The sequence below is a fragment of the Streptomyces sp. Ag109_G2-15 genome (genome assembly GCF_900215565.1).
Classification (GTDB): Bacteria; Actinomycetota; Actinomycetes; order Streptomycetales; family Streptomycetaceae; genus Streptomyces; species Streptomyces diastatochromogenes.
Window position 1 is genome coordinate 3,157,661 of sequence record NZ_OCNI01000001.1, and the last position, 20,125, is coordinate 3,177,785.

Genomic DNA, 20,125 nt, shown 5'->3' on the forward strand with positions numbered 1-20,125 from the left:
GCTGTCTGTCACCCACCTCTGACCAAAGCCATTCCATCGAGTGAGCAATCGCCCATCCGGCTGACGGGGGCCGAGGCCCCAACTAGGGTGCGGCGCAAGCATTCCGGCACTTGGCCCACCGGCATTGCGATGTCAGTGGCGGGTGCCACAGTGGGGGAGTGAGCAACCCCAGGACAGCCCGGGATCGGCAGGGAGGGGGTGAGATCCGCTCGTGACCGGAATCGGTGTGGAGGTGGGCGCGCAGGCCGCGCGCTCGCGGGCCCTCGCCGTGCTGCGCATCCGCGGCCGGGCGCTGGCCGTGGCCGTGCTGCCCGCGGCCGCCGAGGTGATCCTGCTGACCGGCGGTTCCACCGGCCATCTCGTCGGCCCGGGCTGGTCCGCCGCCCGCTGGGTCGTGGGCGTGCTGGCCGTGGTCGTGCTGCTGGCCGCCGCCGCTGTCGCCCTGGTCGTGGCCCGGGCCCGCCCCGCCATGAGCCCCACGGTTCCCGTCCCGGAGGCCTCCGCTCCGGACCTGTACCGGCTGGTGCGCGACCTCGCCGAGCGGCTCGAGGTCCCCGCACCCTCGGCCATAGCGCTCACCCCGGACTGCGACAGCTGGCTGGAGGACCGCACCCACCCGGCCCACGGCCCGCCCCCGCGGCCGGCGCACGACGAGCTGGCGGGCCCCGGCCAGGGATCCGGTTTCGGCGCCCACCGCCGGGCCGTCACCGCCCCGGTCCTGGTCATCGGCTCCCCGTTCCTGTGGTGGATGCGCGTCGGCGAGCTGCGCGCGGTCCTCGCCCCGGTCGTCGCCGGTACGGGCCCCTCCGCGCACCCGGACATAGCCGCTGCCCGCCGCTTCGTGCGCGGTCTGGACGCGGCGGTCGGCGCGGCCTCGACACCCGGCCGCTGCCCGCTCACCCGGGCCGTGTGCGCGGCCGTCGGCTGGGTCGCCCGGCTGCTGCTGCGCGGCTGTCGCGAGCACGCGGCGCTGATGGAGCGCGGGGTCGCGGCGGCGGCGGCCGAGCGCGCGCAGGCCGTGGACTACGGACTGCGGATCGTCGCCCAGGAGCAGGTCGGTCTCGCCTACGCGGGCTGGGACCGGCTGCTGACCCGGGTGGCGCTGCCCGCCTGGCGCATGGGCCGCTGGCCCGCCCGGCTGGACGCGGGCGTCGTGGCCGCGCTCACCGAGCTGTCCCGGCGCGACCGGCTGGCCGAGGGCTTCGCCTCCCGCCTCGGCGAGCGTCCCGCCTGCGACCTCCTGGAGGAGCCCGGCGCGGTGGACGAGGCCGCCTCCCTGCTCGCCGCCCGCCTCTTCCACGGCGGCCCGGCCGAGTGCGGCCCCGACTGGGCCCCGGTGGACTGGCAGGCGTACCCGGAGGAGGTGGTCGACCGCACCTGGCGCGCCGACGCGGCCCGCCTCCACCGAGTCCTGGACTCCCTCGGCGTCCGCCCCACCGCGGACCCCACAGCCCCCGAGCCCGCCGGCCCCACCCTGTCCCGAGTCCTGGACCACCTGACGGAAACCGCTGTCCGGGAAGCCCCGCAGAACACCCCGCAAGCCGCCGACGGCGAGGACCCCCCACCGGGACCACCTGCACCCGACGACGACAGCATCACGGGTGGTGCGGGTCGGAACGAATTCCCCGCCGAAGGCGAGGCCGAGGCGGGGCCACCCGACGACACAGACCCCGGCACCGAACGCAGCGCCGCCCTCGCCGCAGGCCTCACCGCCGCCCTGGCCCGCGAGGAGGCCGCCGCACCGAGAGGCGCGACCGCCGCCGGCCGAGCCCCCGACAGCGCCCTGTGGGACGACGCCACGCTGCCCCTGTTCCCGCTGCAACCCCCACGTACCGCCCGCGAGCTGCTCACCGATCACGTCACGGCGATGGTGTGCTGCGCCGCCGTCGACACGGCCGGGGCGGCCCCCGGCCTCGACTGGCTCGACGGCCCCTCCCTGCTGCTGGGCGGCGTGCGAGCCGCCGACCTCGCGCCCAAGGTGCTCAGCCTGATCGAGGAGGGAGACCCGGGCCCGCTGCGCGACTGGCTGGCCGCGTCCGGGATACGCCCGGAGAAGCCGGTGCGGCTCGTCTGAAACCGGCCACCACCGAGCGCCGTGACCCACCCGGCGTCCTGGGCGTCGTACCGGAGAAGCGTCTTCCACTTCAGGTCAATTCGCAACGAACAGTGACCAGGTCCGTGCGTTATGTGATGTGCTGGGGACCGACCTCGCACATGGCAAGCGCATGCGACATACGACAGCACGACCGAGCACCACACCGCACCACCGCCAGAGCGACACGGGGGCATGAGGGAGGGGAGCGACCATGGCCTCGGACCACATCCGCCGCTGGGAGTCCGGAGCACTCGCGCACGCTGTCACGGACCCCTTCGGCCAGGGCCCGGTCCCCTGGCTGCGCGGCAGCGAGACCTACTTCGACGACACGGGACACGTCGTGCCCTGGTACGTCGACCCGAGCCCGCGGCAGCCGGCCGGTGAGCAGCCGCGCGTCCCGGCGCCGCGTGCGGCGGGCTCCGGCCCCCGCTCGGCCGACGACGTGCACCGGCAGATCAAGGGCTTCACCTCCACCGGCGCGGTCACGCCCGGCGAGGCGATCGACTTCCACATCACGGTCGACCCGCCCCAGCAGTTCAGCGTGGACATCTACCGGATCGGCCACTACGGCGGCGACGGCGCCGCCAAGATCACCACGAGCCCCCGGCTCTCCGGCATCGTCCAGCCCCAGCCGCTGACCGCCGACCGCACGGTCTCCTGCCACCACTGGTGGCTGTCCTGGCGCCTCCAGGTGCCCTCCCACTGGAGCATCGGCGCCTATGTGGCCGTCCTCACCACCGCCGACGGCTACCGCTCCCACGTGCCGTTCACGGTCCGCGACGACCACCCCGCCGACCTGCTCCTGCTGCTGCCCGACATCACCTGGCAGGCGTACAACCTCTACCCGGAGGACGGCCACACCGGCGCCAGCCTCTACCACGCCTGGGACGAGAAGGGCCGCCTGCTCGGCGAGGCGGACGCGGCCACCACGGTCTCCTTCGACCGCCCGTACGCGGGCGCGGGCCTGCCCCTGCACGTCGGCCACGCCTACGACTTCATCCGCTGGGCCGAGCGCTACGGCTACGACCTCGCCTACGCCGACGCCCGCGACCTGCACGCCGGCCGGGTCGACCCCACCCGGTACCGGGGCCTGGTCTTCCCCGGCCACGACGAGTACTGGTCGGTGTCGATGCGCCGCGCCGTCGAGGACGCCCGCGACCGCGGCACCTCGCTGGTCTTCCTCTCCGCCAACACCATGTACTGGCAGGTGGAGTTGGGCCCCTCCCCGTCCGGTGTCCCCGACCGGCTGCTGACCTGCCGCAAACGCAAGGGCCCCGGAAGGCCGGTGCTGTGGCGCGAGATCGACCGGCCCGAGCAGCAGCTGGTCGGCATCCAGTACGCGGGCCGGGTCCCGGAGCCGTACCCGCTGATCGTCCGCAACGCGGGCCACTGGCTGTGGGACGCGACCGGCGCGCACGAGGGCGACGAGATCGAGGGCCTGGTCGCCGGCGAGGCCGACCGCTACTTCCCGCGCACCCCGCTGCCCGAGCACGAGGAGCGCATCCTGCTCGCGCACTCCCCCTACACCGACAACGACGGCGCCCTGCGCCACCAGGAGACCTCCCTCTACCGGGCCCCCTCCGGCGCCTGGGTCTTCGCCTCCGGCACCTTCGCCTGGTCCCCGTCCCTGGACCGCCCCGGCCATGTGGACCCCCGTGTCCAGCGGGCCACGGCGAATCTGCTGGACCGCATCTGCAAACGCGACTGACACCCGGCGGACCGTCACCGACCCCCCGGCGGACCGTCGCCACCCCCCTGGCCGAAACCGATCGCCCCCATAAGGGAGAATCGAGGCACTTGGACAGAACCACGGGGAGGAACCGTGTCCGGATTCGTAGAAAAGCCCGAGCCGATCCAGGTTCCGGGCCTGGTGCACCTGCACACCGGAAAGGTGCGCGAGCTGTACCAGAACGAGGCGGGCGACCTCGTGATGGTCGCCAGCGACCGTATGTCCGCCTACGACTGGGTGCTGCCCACGGAGATCCCCGACAAGGGCCGCGTCCTCACCCAGCTCTCCCTGTGGTGGTTCGACCAGCTGCGGGACCTGGCCCCCCACCACGTGCTGAGCACGGAGCTGCCGGAGGGCGCCCCCGCCGACTGGGCGGGCCGCACGCTCATCTGCAAGTCCCTGCAGATGGTCCCGGTGGAGTGCGTGGCCCGCGGCTACCTCACCGGCTCGGGCCTGCTCGAGTACAACGAGTCCCGGACCGTCTGCGGCCTCGCCCTCCCCGAGGGCCTGGTCGACGGCTCGGAACTGCCCGGCCCGATCTTCACGCCGGCCACCAAGGCCGCGGTCGGCGAGCACGACGAGAACGTCTCCTACGAGGAGGTCGCCCGCCAGGTCGGCGCCGAGACCGCGGCCCAGCTGCGCCAGGCCACCCTCGCGGTGTACTCCCGCGCCCGGGACATCGCCCGCGACCGGGGGATCATCCTGGCGGACACCAAGTTCGAGTTCGGCTTCGAGGGCGACACGCTCGTCCTCGCCGACGAGGTGCTCACCCCGGACTCCTCGCGCTTCTGGCCGGCCGACCAGTGGCAGCCGGGCCGCGCGCAGCCGTCGTACGACAAGCAGTTCGTCCGTGACTGGCTGACCTCGGCGGAGTCCGGCTGGGACCGCAAGAGCGAGCAGCCCCCGCCGCCGCTGCCGCAGCAGGTTGTGGAGGCGACCCGCGCGAAGTACGTGGAGGCCTACGAGCGCCTGACGGGCACCAGCTGGGCGTAACGCGAAAGGCCCCCGGTGGGAACCGGGGGCCTTCGTACTGGAGCGGACGACGAGGCTCGAACTCGCGACCTCAACCTTGGCAAGGTTGCGCTCTACCAACTGAGCTACGTCCGCATGCGCCGTGGCGCGAGGCCAACTATACCCAACCTCGGTCGCGTGCGAGACGCACTGCCGCATGACGGTTCTCCGCACCGAGCTTCGTGACGGCCGAGGAGAGGTAGTTCCGCACGGTCCCGGGCGACAGCGCGGCCCGCTCGGCGATCTCCGCGACCGGCGCGCCGTCGGCCGCCAGCTCCAGCACCTCGGCCTCCCGGGCGGTCAGCGGGGAGTCCCCGGCGGAGATCGCGTCGGCGGCCAACTCCGGGTCGACGTAACGGTTTCCCGCGTGCACGGTCCGGATGATCTCGGCGAGCCGCTGGGCGCTGACCGTCTTCGGGACGAACCCCCGCACACCGGCCGCGAGCGCCCGCTTGAGGTGCCCGGGCCGCCCGTGACCGGTGACGATCAGTACCTGGCAGCCAGGCAGTTCGGCGCGCAGGGATGTGGCGACCTTCACACCGTCGGCGCCCGGCATCTGGAGATCCAGGACGGCCACGTCGGGTTCGTGCGCCCGGGCCATCGCCAGCGCCTCCGGCCCGCTCGCCGCCTCCGCGACGACCACCAGGTCGTCCTCCAGGGAGAGCAGGGCGGCCAGCGCGCCCCGGATCAGATGCTCGTCGTCGGCGAGCAACAGCCGTACCGGGCTGCTCATGAGGTGACTCCGCTCACTTCCTGTTTCACCGGCACCTCGGCCACCAGCCGGAACCGGTCCTTGCCGACGAGTCCGGCTTCCAGCGTCCCGCCCACGGCGGCCAGCCGTTCCCGCAGCCCGGCGAGTCCCGAGCCGCCGCTGCCGCTCGGGCCCGCCGCCCCGTCGTTCTCCACCGTCAGCACCACACACCCCTCCCGCACCCGCAGCCTCAGCGCGCACCGTCCCGCGTCCCCGTGCCGCAGCACGTTGGTGGCCGCCTCGCGCACCACCCAGCCGAGCGCGGACTGCACCCCGGCGGGCAGCCCGCCGGCCTCGGCGCGGACCTCGCAGTCGATCCCGGCGGCCGTCAGCACGCCCTGGGCACCGGCGAGTTCGACCAGCAGGTCGGCCTCCCGGTAGCCGCGTACGACGTCCCGCACCTCCCGCTGCGACTCCTGGGCGATGCGCTGCACCTCGATCATCTGCTCCACGGCCTCCGGCCGCCCGCGCCGGGCCAGTTGCACGGCCAGCTCGCTCTTCAGGGAGATCACGGAGAGGTTTCGCCCCAGCACGTCGTGCAGGTCCCGCCCGAACCGCAGCCGCTCCTCGGCGACGGCGAGCCGGGCCTCGACCTCCCGGGCGCGCTCCGCCTCCCAGAGCACGGACAGGGTCCAGGCACCGCAGCGGGCGGCGATCAGGGAGAAGGCGGCGGCGAAGGCGGTCACCAGCACCGTGGCGAAGAGACCGAGGCCGTCGCCGCGCACGACCGCGAAGGCGGCCACGATCAGCACCGCGAGGTACGCGGCGCGGCGCAGGAACACGCCCATGGGCACGATGAGCGCGTACGGCAGCCCGAACGGCATGAGCACCGCTCCGACCGCGAGCCGGGCGGTGACCGGATCGGTCCCGTCGACCGCGGCGAGCGCCACGACCGCGCCGAGCGCCAGGCCGAGCAGGACGGCGGGCCCGCGCTGGGCGCGTGGCGGCAGTTCGGCGCGTCCGAGGTAGACGTCGAGCGCGGGCCGGAGAACCCGGCTCGCGGCCGCGCACTGCAGCAGGTCCACGGCGATCAGCAGCCCGCCGAGCGCCATCGGCAGGGGCCGGTGGTCGAGCCCGCTCACGAGCGGCAGCATCAGCCAGCCGATCGGCAGCACCCAGATGCTGCCGTGCCAGGTGACCACGCTCTGCAGCTCGACCCGCTCGGCCTTGCTGCGCTCGTGCCAGTGACGCTGGTGCCACCGCCGTATCCGCCCCACCATGTGTGCCCCCGTGCTCAGCGCCGCGGCTCCCACCGGAACCACCGCCGTACAGCAAACACCGCCACGACGGTCCAGGCCAGCGCGGTCGCGACCGTGGCCAGAACCTCGGAGGCGGTCAACTGGCCGGTCCAGCCGCCGCGGACCAGCCGGATCGCGGGGGACAGCGGCAGGAGTTCGCAGACCGAGGCGAGCCGGTCGGGCAGGACCTCGGTGGGGATCGCGATGCCGGAGCCGATCATCGAGAAGAACACCAGCGGCAGCGCGGTGACCTGTCCGCTCTCCACGCTGCGGGTGAAGGACGCGGTGAGCGCGGCCAGCGCGGCGCTCAGCACGAGTCCCGCCGCCAGCCCCAGCAGGGTCAGGTACGGCGCCTTGGGCGCCCCCGTGTGCAGCAGCACCGCGCAGCCCGCGCACAGCAGCAGGGCCTGGGCGAGGCCGAGGACGACGGCCGGCAGGGCCGTGCCCGTGAGGATCTCGGCGTCGGAGAGTTCGCCGGTGCGCAGCCGCTTGAGGACGAGTTCCTCGCGGCGGGCGACGTAGGCGTTCACCAGGGAGGTGTAGACGGCGAAGAGGAGGGAGTAGCCGATCGCGGCGGTCATCATGACCGTGCCGATGGAGAGCCCTTCCTTCTTCAGGTCGATCTGGTCGAGGGCGGGCCGCACGCTGAACGGCAGGGCGAGCGGTACGACCAGGGCGGTGAAGACGACGCTGCGGTTGCGGCCGAGGAGGGCGAGTTCGGCGCGGGCCAGCGCGCGCAGCCGCCGGCCCGCCGGTGCCCAGGTGAGAGTGCTCATGCCATGACCTCCTGCTCCCGTGCGATCCCGAGGAACGCCTCCTCCAGTGAGGCCGAGCGCACATCGAGGCGGCGCAGCTCGACCCCGGCCCGCTCGGCCCAGGCCAGCACCCCGGTGGCGGTCCGCTGCAGCTCGCGGGTGCGCAGCAGTACGAGGCTGCCGTCGCTCTCGTGCCCGCAGACGCCGAGGTCGGCGAGGGGCGGCAGATCCCCGAGGAAGTAGCCGTCGGGCAGCTCGAAGGACATCCGGGAGGGCCGGCCGGCGGTGACCTCGGCCGGGGTTCCGGAGGCGGCGACGCGCCCCTCGTGCAGGATGGCGAGCCGGTCGGCGAGGCCTTCCGCCTCCTCCAGGTAGTGCGTGGTGAGCAGCACGGTCGTGCCCGCCGCCCGCAGGCCGCGCACCAACTCCCAGGTGTCCCGGCGGCCTTCGGCGTCGAGCCCGGTCGTCGGCTCGTCGAGGAAGAGCACCTCGGGGTCGCCGAGCAGGGCGAGCGCCAGGTCCAGGCGCCGCCGTTCGCCGCCGGACAGCTGCTTGACCCGTACGCCGGTCTTCCGGGCCAGCCCGACCAGCTCCAGCACCTCTGTCTCGGGCCGGGCCCCGCTGGTGCAGCCCGCCCACATCCGGGCGGTCTCGGCGACGGTCAGGTCGGAGGGGAAACCACCTTCCTGGAGCATCACTCCGGTGCGGGGGCGTACGGCGGCCCGCTCCCGGAAGGGGTCGTGGCCGAGGACGCGGACCTGGCCGCCGGCCGGTGCCGCGAGGCCTTCCAGCAGCTCGACCGTCGACGTCTTGCCCGCGCCGTTGGTGCCCAGCAGGGCGAAGATCTCCCCGCGCGCCACGGAGAAGGTGACTCCGCGCACGGCCTCGAACCCGCCCCCGTAGACACGGCTGAGGTCTGTGACCTCGATCACGTGCTCGTGTTCGTTGGTGTTCATGAGTTCAGCGTCCCGGCGGACGGGGCGGAACAGCAGTGCGCGGTGTCATCACTCGGCATGACAAATGTCAGTCATGTGCACGCACGAAAAAACCCCGGTCATATGACCGGGGCTTCTCTGGAGCGGACGACGAGGCTCGAACTCGCGACCTCAACCTTGGCAAGGTTGCGCTCTACCAACTGAGCTACGTCCGCACTGCTCCCGACCGGCTCCCACCGATCGGTGCGAGCACCAGCCTACCTGATCCACAGGAGTGGTCGTGACGACCGGTGCCAGAGCGGGTGACAGGAATTGCACACTGCGCCTTCCCCCTGGAAGGGGGATGTTCTGCTACTGAACTACACCCGCACGGTCCGTGGGATCCGGCCTTTTGGCCTCGCCCCTCGGCGTGTCCCAGACATTAGCTGATCAGCAGGGGGGTAGCGCAAGTCGGCTCCCGCCACGGCCAAGTGCACGGCCCTCAGGGCCCGCTGACGGACCCTGAGGACTGCCCCTTCGCGGGCCTCACTGCGCGGCGCTGAACGCCTCGTAGACCTTCTTCGGGATGCGTCCGCGCGCCGGCACGTCCATCTTGTTCGCCTGGGCCCAGGCCCGGACGGCCGCCGGATCGGGGGCGACCTCCGTCTGCTTGTACGCCTTGCCGGAGCGCGAGCGCTTGCGACCGGCCTCCACGTAGGGCGCGAGCGCCTTGCGCAGTTTCTTGGCGTTGGTTTCGTTCAGGTCGATCTCGTACGACTTGCCGTCGAGTCCGAAGGCGATCGTTTCCGCCGCTTCCGAGCCGTCGATGTCGTCAAAGAGAGTGACCACGACCTTTTGCGCCACGAATATCGGTCCCTTCGTGCGGCACGTCGATACAGCTCATCGGCGATGACGTGCCGAGTATCGGCTATTGCCAATTCATTTGTACAGTGCCCGGCAATGCAAAGTGAAGCCCGACTAAATCCGTCAGCGTGTCCCAGTGCAATAGGCGTCGTGGGCGGACCTGTGGAACTTTCCCAGAACTTTTCGCGAGGGTGCCCGCCCGTCACCCGATCGTGATGCGCCTCACGTAGTTTCCTACAACTCTACTCGCGTAGAAATTTTGTGCGGGTAGTCTGAAGGAACCTGCTCAGCACCACACACCGGGAGTGCCAGTGGCACGCGTCGTAGTCGACGTCATGCTCAAGCCGGAGATCCTCGACCCCCAGGGCCAGGCGGTCCAGCGTGCGCTGCCGCGCCTGGGTTTCGAGGGGATCGCGGACGTACGTCAGGGAAAGCGTTTCGAACTGGAAGTTGACGGGCCGGTTGACGAGGCCGCGCTCGCCCGCATCCACGATCTTGCGGAATCCTTCCTCGCCAACACCGTGATCGAGGACTTCACCGTCAAGGTGGAGGAAGTCGCGGAGGCCGCGAAGTGACCGCTCGTATTGGCGTCGTCACTTTCCCGGGGAGTCTCGACGACCGGGACACCCAGCGCGCGATCCGCCTCGCGGGTGCCGAACCGGTTGCCCTCTGGCACAAGGACAAGGACCTCAAGCAGGTCGACGCCGTGGTGCTGCCCGGCGGTTTCTCCTACGGCGACTATCTGCGGGCCGGGGCCATCTCCCGGTTCTCGCCGGTGATGGAGTCCGTCATCGAGCAGGCGAAGGCCGGACTTCCGGTCCTCGGTATCTGCAACGGCTTCCAGATCCTCACCGAGGCCCACCTCCTCCCGGGCGGGATGCTCGGCAACGACCACCTCCACTTCATCTGCCGCGACCAGAAGCTGCGGGTGGAGAACGCGGGGACGGCCTGGACCGGCGACTACCGCCAGGACCAGGAGATCCACATCCCGCTGAAGAACATGGACGGCCGGTACGTCGCCGACGAGTACACGCTCGACAAGCTGGAGGCCGAGGGGCGGGTCGTCTTCCGCTACCTCGACTTCAACCCCAACGGCTCGCTGCGGGACATCGCCGGCATCACCAACGAGGCCGGGAACGTCGTCGGTCTCATGCCGCACCCCGAGCACGCCGTCGAGCCGCTGATCGGTACGGGCCGTACCGACGGCCTCCCCTTCTTCACCTCGATCCTCAAGAAGCTGGTCAACGCATGAGCCGGACGCCTCTGGACACGGTCGAGCACGCGGCCGGGACCCCCGACGTCGAGCTGCCCTGGGCCGAACTCGGCCTGAAGAAGGACGAGTACGAGCGGATCGTCGAGATCCTCGGCCGCCGCCCGACCGGCGCCGAACTCGCCATGTACTCGGTCATGTGGTCCGAGCACTGCTCGTACAAGTCCTCCAAGGTCCACCTGCGCCAGTTCGGCGAGAAGGCGCCCGAGTCGGACGCGCTGCTCGTCGGCATCGGCGAGAACGCGGGTGTCGTCGACGTCGGCCAGGGTTACGCCGTGACCTTCAAGGTCGAGTCGCACAACCACCCCTCCTACGTCGAGCCCTACCAGGGCGCTGCCACGGGCGTCGGCGGCATCGTCCGCGACATCATCGCGATGGGCGCCCGCCCGGTCGCCGTCGTGGACCCGCTGCGCTTCGGCGCGGCCGACCACCCCGACACCAAGCGCGTCCTGCCGGGCGTCGTCGCCGGCATCGGCGGCTACGGCAACTGCCTGGGCCTGCCCAACATCGGCGGCGAGGTCGTCTTCGACGCCTGCTACCAGGGCAACCCGCTGGTCAACGCCGGTGCCATCGGTGTGATGCGGCACGAGGACATCCACCTCGCCAAGGCCTCCGGCGCGGGCAACAAGGTCATCCTCTACGGCGCCCGCACCGGCGGCGACGGCATCGGCGGCGCCTCGATCCTGGCCTCCGAGACCTTCGACGACGCCAAGCCGTCGAAGCGTCCCGCGGTCCAGGTCGGCGACCCGTTCCAGGAGAAGCTCCTCATCGAGTGCACCCTGGAGGCCTTCCAGGAGAAGCTGGTCGTCGGTATCCAGGACCTCGGTGCGGCGGGCCTGTCCTGCGCCACCTCCGAGCTGGCCTCCAACGGCTCCGGCGGCATGCGCGTGACCCTGGACGACGTACCGCTGCGTGACTCGACGCTCTCGCCCGAGGAAATCCTCATGAGCGAGTCGCAGGAGCGCATGTGCGCCGTGGTCGAGCCCGAGAAGGTCGACCGCTTCCTGGAGATCTGCGCCAAGTGGGACGTCATCGCCACCGTCATCGGTGAGGTGACGGACGGCGACCGTCTGGAGATCTACTGGCACGGCGGCAAGATCGTCGACGTCGACCCGCGGACCGTGGCCCACGAGGGCCCGGTGTACGAGCGCCCGTACGCCCGCCCGTCCTGGCAGGACGAGCTGCAGGCGGACGACGCGAACAAGCTGCCGCGGCCGAAGACCGCCGAGGAGCTGAAGGACCAGGTCCTGAAGCTGGTCGGCTCGCCCAACCAGGCCTCCAAGAAGTGGATCACCTCGCAGTACGACCACTTCGTGCAGGGCAACACCGTCCTCGCCCAGCCCGAGGACTCCGGCATGATCCGCGTGGACGAGGAGACCGGCCTCGGCGTCGCCATCGCGACCGACGGCAACGGCCGGTACGCCAAGCTCGACCCGTACGCGGGCGCGCAGCTGGCGCTCTCCGAGGCCTACCGGAACGTGGCGACGACCGGCGCCAAGCCGCTCGCGGTGTCGGACTGCCTGAACTTCGGCTCCCCCGAGGACCCGGCGGTCATGTGGCAGTTCGCGGAGGCCGTGCGCGGCCTCGCCGACGCCTGCCAGCAGCTGGGCACCCCGGTGACCGGCGGCAACGTCTCGCTCTACAACCAGACGGGCGAGGCCGCCATCCACCCGACGCCGGTGGTCGCCGTCCTCGGTGTCATCGACGACGTCGCCCGCCGCACGCCGGTCGCCTTCCAGGAGGAGGGCCAGCTGATCTACCTCCTCGGCGACACGCGTGAGGAGTTCGGCGGCTCGGCCTGGTCCCAGGTGATCCACGACCACCTCGGCGGCCTGCCCCCGGCCGTCGACCTGGAGCGCGAGCGCCTGCTGGCCGAGATCCTGATCTCCGCCTCCCGCGACGGCATGATCGACTCCGCGCACGACCTGTCCGACGGCGGTCTGGTCCAGGCGGTCGTGGAGTCGGCGCTGCTCGGCGGCAAGGGCGCGCGTCTGGTCGTACCGGACGGGCTGGACGCCTTCACCTTCCTGTTCTCCGAGTCGGCCGGGCGTGCGATCGTCGCGGTGCCGCGCTCGGAGGAGGTCCGCTTCAACGACATGTGCGGTGCGCGCGGCCTCCCGGCCACCCGCATCGGTGTCGTCGACGGCACTGCGTCTGATTCAAATGCGGTGGTGGAGATCCAGGGCGAGTTCTCCCTCCCCCTGGCCGAGCTGCGCGAGGCCCACGAGGGCACGATCGAGGCGCTGCTCGCCTAGGCACGACGCGAGGGCCCGCCCGGTACCGCCCGGGCGGGCCCTTCGCGTGCCGGAGGCGACAACCGGCTGAAGCCCCGCCCCCGGCAGACATAGGGTCACTGTCATGCCCCCGGCCAAGAAGCGCGCCCGCAGCTATGACCCCGTCAAGACCCGTGCCGCGGTCTTCGCCCAGTTCGGACACGTGCGGCAGGCCGTGCGCGGCCTGAGTACCGAGCAGCTCGAACTGCCGACACGGCTCGGCGAGTGGACCGTACGGCACCTCGTCGCGCACATCGGGATGGCGGTCACGGCCGTCCACCGGGCGCTGGCCCTGCCGGAGCCGCCCAGGCCGGACGCCGTGCTCCTCGACTGGCCCTTCGCCACCGCCGTCAACTCGGCGGCCATCGACGAGTTCACCCGCAAGGTCGCCGCGGACCACCAGGACCTCGATGCCTGTCTCGCCGGCATCGACGAGTCCCTGCACGCGCTCCTCGCCGAGCACCCCGGCACCCGGCTCCTGCAGACCAGCGTGGGCGCGCTGTCCCTGGACGACTACCTGGTCACCCGGACCGTGGAACTCGTCGTCCACACCGACGACCTCAACGCCGCCGTCCCCGGCCTGGACGTGCCGTACGACCGCCAGGCCCTGGCCGCCGCCACCCGGCTCCTCGCCGACGCCCTCGCCGTGAAGGCGCCCGGCGGCTCCACCGAGGTGCGCGTGCCGCCGTACGCCGTCGTGCAGTGCGTCGAGGGGCCCCGGCACACCCGCGGCACCCCGCCCAACGTGGTGGAGACCGACCCGCTGACCTGGATCCGGCTCGCCGCCGGCCGTGTGGCCTGGAAGGACGTGTTGGCGGAGGCCAAGGTCAGCGCGAGCGGGGAGCGCGCGGACATCGGGGACCTGCTGCCGCTCATGGCCTGACGGAACCGGCGGTCCGGGCGGGCCGTCGAATCCGTATGAACCGGCACAAGCAGCGCATGACCCTGACAGCGGCCGCCGTGCTCGTCCCGCTCACCCTGGCCTGCGCCAGTAGCCAGGGCGCGGAGGCCGGGCAGCCCGTGACCGGCGTCGACTGGCGGGTGGACAGCCTCACCGCCGAGGGCACCACCCGGCACGCGCCCGCCACGGCCCACATCCGGATCGGCACGGACGGTCTCGCGGCCGGCAACCTCGGCTGCAACCAGTTCAGCGCCCAGGCGACCGTGCAGGGCGACCGGATCACGATCGGGAACGTCCGCGCCACCAAGATGGCCTGCGACCAGGCGCGGATGGACTTCGAGCGCGCCTTCGCCCGCACCCTCACCACCGGCACGCTCACCGCCAGGACCGACGACGGGAAGCTGACGCTCACCGACGGCGACGGCGATGTCGTCCACCTCAGCCGCGGCGCACCCGAATGATGTGCGACACCTCACTCATGGATACGGCCAGCGGGCTTCGGGTCGCCGTCCAGAGGCCCGCCGGCGGCCGCTCCGACTGCTTCAGCACCTCGCTGACCTGCGGAAACGAAGAAAGCACCAAGGTGATCGGCAAGCCCTGACCCGTTAACGCCGTGTATCCCCAATTCGGACCAGTGGTCGACCTCGCCTACACTCGGAGCCGTGCCACGTGGTGACGGTCGACTCAATCACGATCTGCTTCCCGGCGAAAAGGGCCCCCAGGACGCTTGCGGCGTCTTCGGTGTCTGGGCTCCGGGTGAAGAGGTCGCAAAGCTCACGTACTTCGGGCTCTACGCCCTCCAGCACCGGGGTCAGGAATCCGCGGGAATCGCGGTCAGCAACGGCTCCCAGATCCTCGTCTTCAAGGACATGGGACTGGTCTCCCAGGTCTTCGACGAGACCTCTCTCGGTTCGCTCCAGGGTCATATCGCGGTCGGACACGCCCGCTACTCGACCACCGGTGCCTCCGTGTGGGAGAACGCCCAGCCGACGTTCCGTGCCACCGCGCACGGCTCGATCGCGCTCGGCCACAACGGCAACCTGGTCAACACGGCGCAGCTCGCCGCGATGGTCGCCGACCTCCCGAAGGACAACAACGGCCGCTCCACCCGGGTCGCGGCCACCAACGACACCGACCTGCTGACGGCCCTGCTGGCCGCCCAGGTCGACGAGGACGGCAAGCCGCTGACCATCGAGGAGGCCGCCCACGCGGTCCTCCCGCAGGTCAAGGGCGCCTTCTCGCTCGTCTTCATGGACGAGCACACCCTCTACGCCGCCCGTGACCCGCAGGGCATCCGCCCGCTGGTCCTCGGCCGCCTGGAGCGCGGCTGGGTGGTCGCCTCCGAGAGCGCCGCCCTGGACATCTGCGGCGCCAGCTTCGTGCGGGAGATCGAGCCGGGCGAGTTCGTCGCCATCGACGAGAACGGCCTGCGCACCTCCCGCTTCGCGGAAGCGAAGCCCAAGGGCTGTGTCTTCGAGTACGTGTACCTGGCCCGCCCGGACACCGACATCGCCGGCCGGAACGTGTACCTCTCCCGTGTGGAGATGGGCCGCCGCCTGGCCAAGGAGGCCCCGGTCGAGGCCGACCTGGTCATAGCGACCCCGGAGTCCGGCACCCCGGCCGCCATCGGCTACGCGGAGGCCTCCGGCATCCCCTTCGGCGCCGGCCTGGTGAAGAACGCCTATGTGGGCCGCACCTTCATCCAGCCCTCGCAGACCATCCGTCAGCTCGGCATCCGTCTGAAGCTGAACCCGCTGAAGGAAGTCATCAAGGGCAAGCGCCTGGTCGTCGTGGACGACTCGATCGTGCGCGGCAACACCCAGCGGGCCCTGGTCCGCATGCTGCGCGAGGCGGGCGCCGCCGAGGTCCACATCCGGATCTCCTCGCCGCCCGTGAAGTGGCCCTGCTTCTTCGGCATCGACTTCGCCACCCGCGCTGAGCTGATCGCCAACGGCATGAGCATCGAGGAGATCGGCACCTCGCTCGGCGCCGACTCCCTGGCGTACATCTCCATCGACGGCATGATCGACGCGACCACCATCGCCAAGCCGAACCTGTGCCGCGCCTGCTTCGACGGCGAGTACCCGATGGAGCTGCCGGACCCCGAGCTGCTCGGCAAGCAGCTCCTGGAGACCGAGCTGGCCGCAGGTCCGGCCGCCACGGCCGCGGCCGACGCGATCCGTCGCCCGTAAGCCCCCGTAGGACGACACGAAAGTTCTCAAGGTCATGTCAGAGACCACTGGTGCCAGCTACGCGAGCGCGGGCGTCGACATCGAGGCGGGCGACCGCGCAGTAGAGCTGATGAAGGAGTGGGTCAAGAAGACCCAGCGCCCCGAGGTCCTGGGCGGCCTCGGCGGCTTCGCCGGGCTCTTCGACGCCTCCGCCCTCAAGCGCTACGAGCGCCCGCTGCTCGCCTCCGCCACGGACGGCGTCGGCACGAAGGTCGACGTCGCGCGCCGGCTGGGCGTCTACGACACCATCGGCCACGACCTGGTCGCCATGGTCATGGACGACATCGTGGTGTGCGGTGCCGAGCCGCTGTTCATGACCGACTACATCTGCGTCGGCAAGGTCCACCCCGAGCGGGTCGCCGCGATCGTCAAGGGCATCGCGGAGGGCTGTGTGCTGGCCGGCTGCGCCCTGGTGGGCGGCGAGACGGCCGAGCACCCCGGTCTGCTGGGCGAGGACGACTTCGACGTCGCCGGCGCCGGTACGGGCGTCGTGGAGGCCGACCGGCTGCTGGGCGCGGATCGTATCCGTAAGGGTGACACCGTGATCGCCATGGCGTCCTCCGGGCTTCACTCGAACGGGTACTCCCTGGTGCGCCACGTCCTGCTGGACCGCGCGGGCCTGGCCCTGGAGGCGGAGGTCGCGGAACTGGGCCGCACGCTCGGCGAGGAGCTGCTGGAGCCCACCAAGATCTACTCGCTGGACTGCCTGGCGCTGACCCGCACCACCGAGGTGCACGCGTTCAGCCACATCACCGGCGGCGGGCTCGCGGCCAACCTGGCCCGGGTCATCCCGGACGAGCTGCACGCGACCGTGGACCGGGCCACCTGGGCCCCGGGCGCGATCTTCGACCTGGTCGGCAGGACCGGGAACGTCGAGCGCCTGGAGCTGGAGAAGACCCTGAACATGGGCGTCGGCATGATGGCGATCGTGCCGGAGGAGTCGACGGACGTGGCCCTCGCGACCCTGGCCGACCGCGGGGTCGACGCCTGGGTGGCCGGCGAGATCACGGACCGGGGCGACAAGGAGACCGGCGCCGAGCTGGTCGGGACGTATTCAATCTAAAGGCGCCGCGGTCCGAACCTGCGGGCAGCACAGAACCCGGTCGGTGGCAGTGCCACCGACCGGGTGAGTGCTCAGTGCAAGGTCAAGCGCCGCGACGGTGTTGTGAAGGACCATCATCCTCACCCTCGTCGTCGTCCTCATAGAGGTCGGCGTACCGAGAGTAAAGATCGTCCTCGTCATCCTCATCGTCCTCGAACGGCTCGCCGTTCGGCGGCTGGCTCGAAGTCGATGCGCCCAGTTCATTGGCCAGACGCGAGAGGTCAGTCCCACCGCTGTTGTACTTCAGCTGGCGGGCGACCTTTGTCTGCTTGGCCTTGGCCCGGCCGCGCCCCATGGCTCGACCCCCTCGGTGACGGGGCTTGACGGCCCCAGAGTCTGACACGCGTTCATGATCCGGAACGGACCCTCCGCAGAGAGGCCGGTCCGTAGGGCTTCCACGGTACCTGAGCCCGCGCCCATACGGTACGTCGCCCGCAGCACGCGCGTCTGCCCAGGACCCTCGAGGTGCCCTGTCCTCGCTGGTCAGTGGCGATTTTAACCACTTATCGGGGTACGACCCGCCGGTGGAAGTGAGAGTTCTCTCTAAGTTCCCGCCGGCGGGTACCGCTCACCCGTGCGATCGGACACCCGATCGCGTTCCCTCTGCTTCCGTCAGCGCGCCGAGCGGGCCTCGGCCATGCGCTGCTCGGCGATCCGGTCGGCCGCGGCGGCCGGCGGAATCCCGTCTTCCTTCGCACGTGCGAATATGGCCAGCGTGGTGTCGAAGATCTTCGCCGCCTTCGCCTTGCACCGCTCGAAGTCGAACCCGTGCAGTTCGTCGGCCACCTGGATGACGCCACCGGCGTTCACCACGTAGTCCGGCGCGTAGAGGATCCCGCGGTCGGCGAGGTCCTTCTCGACGCCCGGGTGGGCGAGCTGGTTGTTGGCGGCACCGCACACCACCCGGGCGGTCAGCACCGGCACGGTGTCGTCGTTCAGGGCGCCGCCCAGGGCGCACGGGGCGTAGATGTCGAGGCCCTCGACGCGGATGAGCGCGTCGGTGTCGGCGACCACCTGCACGGTCGGGTGCTGGTCGGAGATCCGCCCGACGGCCTCCCGGCGTACGTCCGTGATGACGACCTCGGCGCCCTCGTCGAGCAGGTGCCGGACCAGGTGGTGGCCGACCTTGCCGACGCCGGCGATGCCGACCTTGCGGCCGCGCAGCGAGGGGTCGCCCCACAGGTGCTGGGCGGAGGCGCGCATGCCCTGGTAGACGCCGAAGGCGGTGAGCACGGAGGAGTCGCCGGCGCCGCCGTTCTCGGGCGAGCGGCCGGTGGTCCAGCGGCACTCGCGGGCCACGACGTCCATGTCGGCGACGTACGTGCCGACGTCGCACGCGGTGACGTAGCGCCCGCCGAGCGAGGCGACCATGCGGCCGTAGGCGAGCAGCAGATCCTCGGTCTTGTCGCGCTCCGGGTCGCCGATGATCACGGCCTTGCCGCCGCCGTGGTCCAGGCCGGCCATGGCGTTCTTGTACGACATCCCGCGCGCGAGGTTGAGGGCGTCGGCGACGGCCTCGGCCTCGGTCGCGTACGGGTAGAAGCGCGTCCCGCCGAGGGCCGGGCCCAGGGCGGTGGAGTGGATGGCGATCACGGCCTTGAGACCGCTGGCGCGATCCTGGCAGAGCACGACCTGTTCATGGCCTCCCTGGTCCGAGTGGAACAGGGTGTGCAGGACATCAGCAGGTGCGCCGGTTACGTCGGTCACTGTGGTGACTCCTGTGTAAATAGCGGCGAGTGGGGCTCAGCTCCCGTGCGGGTGGCGGGTGCTGTGGCATGAGCGTAGAGCCTGTGCCCACCAGCCATCCTCGCAGTGTTCAGGATCACTCTGCCGTGCCGCCGGCGCACGCATGACCATGGGACGATTTGCAGTGGTTTCGAGCCGGGCTCTATGGGGAGGGAGCAGGCGTGCCCAAGGTGTCCTCCGTGGTCGTCCCCTACGCCGCGTACCTGCGCGTCTACGAGCCGCTGGCCGCCTTCCCGGAGCCGGAGCGCACCCACTGGGCGCGCTACGCCCGACGCCCCGACCGCCCCTCCTACCAGGACGAACTGCGCCGTTCGCTGGCCGACTTGCTGCCCACCCCGCCGATCCCGGTGCCGGTGCACGAGAGCAGCGACGCCTTCGTGCTGGACGTCGACGGTGTCGTCTGCGTCTGCCCCTGGCGGACCCGGCTGCGCGGCTGGCAGGCCCTGGGCGACCTCGCCGAGGAGCTGCCCCCGTCGGTGCTGGACGCGGTGCTGCCGCCCCTGGTGCGCCACCAGGCCGCCCAGGACTATGAGCGCTGGCTCGCCCGCAACCCGGACGCCCGCCCCTGGATCCGCACGGCGACCTGGCAGGTCCCGCTGAACTGGTTCGTGCTGGTCTCCGACGACGAGCGCCGGTACGAGAAGAGGTCCGGCGAGGTGCCGCCGATGCTGCGCTACCGCACCCCGATGGTGCAGGCCCGGCGCCGGGTGGCGCGGGCGCTGCGCACGCTGAAGGACACCATCGAGGAGGGGCCGCTGATCGACGGCCTGGTGGACGTCGGCCGCTGGCTGGAGGAGTTCCACCCGCGCTCGCTGGTGGAGCTGGACTACGGCGGCCTGGTGCACGCGCTGCCGGCCGGCGAGCTGGAGGGCGACCACTCGGCGGCGGACGTGGCCGAGGGCATCGAGGCGCTGCGCCGGGGGGACGGGACGGCCGCCGGGGAGGCCTACGGGCGGCTGGTGGAGCGGTGGCGGGCGGTACGAGACAGGCGTTCCGCGAACTGAGTGACGTAGGTCACGGCCCAAACCCCGCTGAACGACGTACGGTCTACGACACTTGACCACCTGACGGGACGTAGGTCCCGATCCGGGCTTTTGTCCCAAGGGTGATGGACGGCACTTACAGGAGTCTTGCCCTGTGTGCCGCCCCTCGTGCCAAAATAGGACAAGGAGTCCGGGGAGGGCTCCGTCCGTCCAACTATGCTCCACTGTGGGCGGAATCTCCGCATTGCACGCTTTGGGGGGT

The 20,125-nt window shown here is 71.3% G+C and carries 18 protein-coding genes and 3 tRNA genes; 11 read left to right on the forward strand and 10 right to left on the reverse strand.

What is annotated here, in order from left to right; translation table 11 throughout:
* Nucleotides 1-211: 211 nt before the first annotated feature.
* From CRP49_RS14090 to CRP49_RS14100, 3 genes are all read left to right on the forward strand, one after another.
* On the forward strand, nt 212-2,074 hold the full coding sequence (locus CRP49_RS14090) for a hypothetical protein (RefSeq protein ID WP_097253680.1): 1,863 nt from the start codon (nt 212-214) through the stop codon (nt 2,072-2,074).
* A gap of 232 nt (nt 2,075-2,306) precedes the next feature.
* Nucleotides 2,307-3,803, forward strand: coding sequence for a N,N-dimethylformamidase beta subunit family domain-containing protein (locus tag CRP49_RS14095; RefSeq protein WP_097253681.1), 1,497 nt, complete (start codon nt 2,307-2,309; stop codon nt 3,801-3,803).
* A 114-nt stretch (nt 3,804-3,917) separates the two neighbouring features.
* A complete protein-coding gene (locus CRP49_RS14100) occupies nt 3,918-4,817 on the forward strand; it encodes a phosphoribosylaminoimidazolesuccinocarboxamide synthase (RefSeq protein WP_097253682.1) in 900 nt (299 codons plus the stop codon).
* A 38-nt stretch (nt 4,818-4,855) separates the two neighbouring features.
* Here the strand turns inward: CRP49_RS14100 and CRP49_RS14105 are convergent.
* The 8 genes from CRP49_RS14105 to CRP49_RS14140 all read right to left on the reverse strand — a co-directional run bounded on the left by CRP49_RS14105 (nt 4,856) and on the right by CRP49_RS14140 (nt 9,357).
* A tRNA-Gly gene (locus tag CRP49_RS14105) sits at nt 4,856-4,931 on the reverse strand.
* A 22-nt stretch (nt 4,932-4,953) separates the two neighbouring features.
* Nucleotides 4,954-5,568 carry a response regulator transcription factor gene (locus CRP49_RS14110; protein WP_094218820.1) on the reverse strand — a complete coding sequence of 205 codons (615 nt, stop codon included), beginning with the start codon at nt 5,566-5,568 and terminating at the stop codon, nt 4,954-4,956.
* Entirely contained in the window at nt 5,565-6,806 is a 1,242-nt protein-coding gene (locus tag CRP49_RS14115; protein ID WP_097257351.1) for a sensor histidine kinase, read from the reverse strand. Before CRP49_RS14115 ends, CRP49_RS14110 begins: the two co-directional genes overlap by 4 nt.
* 14 nt (nt 6,807-6,820) lie before the next feature.
* Nucleotides 6,821-7,600: an ABC transporter permease gene (locus CRP49_RS14120; protein ID WP_097253683.1), complete on the reverse strand. Its 780-nt coding sequence runs from the start codon at nt 7,598-7,600 to the stop codon at nt 6,821-6,823.
* Nucleotides 7,597-8,535 carry an ABC transporter ATP-binding protein gene (locus CRP49_RS14125; protein ID WP_097253684.1) on the reverse strand — a complete coding sequence of 313 codons (939 nt, stop codon included), beginning with the start codon at nt 8,533-8,535 and terminating at the stop codon, nt 7,597-7,599. Before CRP49_RS14125 ends, CRP49_RS14120 begins: the two co-directional genes overlap by 4 nt.
* Nucleotides 8,536-8,653: 118 nt before the next feature.
* Nucleotides 8,654-8,729, reverse strand: a tRNA-Gly gene (locus CRP49_RS14130).
* Between the two features lie 82 nt (nt 8,730-8,811).
* Nucleotides 8,812-8,883: transfer RNA gene (locus CRP49_RS14135), tRNA-Gly, on the reverse strand.
* 156 nt (nt 8,884-9,039) lie between these two features.
* Nucleotides 9,040-9,357: an Lsr2 family protein gene (locus tag CRP49_RS14140; protein ID WP_031164632.1), complete on the reverse strand. Its 318-nt coding sequence runs from the start codon at nt 9,355-9,357 to the stop codon at nt 9,040-9,042.
* Nucleotides 9,358-9,668: 311 nt separating this feature from the next.
* On the opposite strand from CRP49_RS14140, the gene purS reads away from it, so the two are divergent.
* The 7 genes from purS to purM all read left to right on the forward strand — a co-directional run bounded on the left by purS (nt 9,669) and on the right by purM (nt 17,095).
* Nucleotides 9,669-9,932 (forward strand): phosphoribosylformylglycinamidine synthase subunit PurS, encoded by a 264-nt coding sequence (purS, locus tag CRP49_RS14145; RefSeq protein WP_097253685.1) that lies wholly within the window; start codon nt 9,669-9,671, stop codon nt 9,930-9,932.
* Entirely contained in the window at nt 9,929-10,609 is a 681-nt protein-coding gene (purQ, locus tag CRP49_RS14150) for a phosphoribosylformylglycinamidine synthase subunit PurQ (protein WP_097253686.1), read from the forward strand. The genes purS and purQ overlap by 4 nt, the downstream gene beginning before the upstream one ends.
* Entirely contained in the window at nt 10,606-12,882 is a 2,277-nt protein-coding gene (gene purL / locus CRP49_RS14155; protein WP_097253687.1) for a phosphoribosylformylglycinamidine synthase subunit PurL, read from the forward strand. Before purQ ends, purL begins: the two co-directional genes overlap by 4 nt.
* A 103-nt stretch (nt 12,883-12,985) precedes the next feature.
* Complete coding sequence (locus tag CRP49_RS14160; RefSeq protein ID WP_097253688.1) at nt 12,986-13,783, forward strand: maleylpyruvate isomerase family mycothiol-dependent enzyme; 798 nt, start codon at nt 12,986-12,988, stop codon at nt 13,781-13,783.
* A gap of 56 nt (nt 13,784-13,839) precedes the next feature.
* Nucleotides 13,840-14,262, forward strand: coding sequence for an META domain-containing protein (locus tag CRP49_RS14165; protein WP_257033397.1), 423 nt, complete (start codon nt 13,840-13,842; stop codon nt 14,260-14,262).
* A gap of 201 nt (nt 14,263-14,463) precedes the next feature.
* Nucleotides 14,464-15,993: an amidophosphoribosyltransferase gene (gene purF / locus CRP49_RS14170; protein ID WP_097253690.1), complete on the forward strand. Its 1,530-nt coding sequence runs from the start codon at nt 14,464-14,466 to the stop codon at nt 15,991-15,993.
* A gap of 34 nt (nt 15,994-16,027) precedes the next feature.
* The gene (gene purM, locus CRP49_RS14175; protein WP_097253691.1) at nt 16,028-17,095 is read left to right on the forward strand and encodes a phosphoribosylformylglycinamidine cyclo-ligase; all 1,068 of its coding nucleotides are present in this window, start codon (nt 16,028-16,030) and stop codon (nt 17,093-17,095) included.
* An 82-nt stretch (nt 17,096-17,177) separates the two neighbouring features.
* Here purM and CRP49_RS14180 read toward each other — a convergent pair whose 3' ends face one another.
* Nucleotides 17,178-17,429: a DUF3073 domain-containing protein gene (locus CRP49_RS14180; protein ID WP_094218832.1), complete on the reverse strand. Its 252-nt coding sequence runs from the start codon at nt 17,427-17,429 to the stop codon at nt 17,178-17,180.
* 317 nt (nt 17,430-17,746) lie between these two features.
* Nucleotides 17,747-18,841, reverse strand: a complete 1,095-nt coding sequence (locus CRP49_RS14185) for a Glu/Leu/Phe/Val dehydrogenase dimerization domain-containing protein (protein WP_097253692.1) — start codon at nt 18,839-18,841, stop codon at nt 17,747-17,749.
* A gap of 200 nt (nt 18,842-19,041) precedes the next feature.
* On the opposite strand from CRP49_RS14185, the gene CRP49_RS14190 reads away from it, so the two are divergent.
* Nucleotides 19,042-19,884 carry a hypothetical protein gene (locus CRP49_RS14190; RefSeq protein WP_097253693.1) on the forward strand — a complete coding sequence of 281 codons (843 nt, stop codon included), beginning with the start codon at nt 19,042-19,044 and terminating at the stop codon, nt 19,882-19,884.
* The last annotated feature ends 241 nt before the right edge of the window (nt 19,885-20,125 follow it).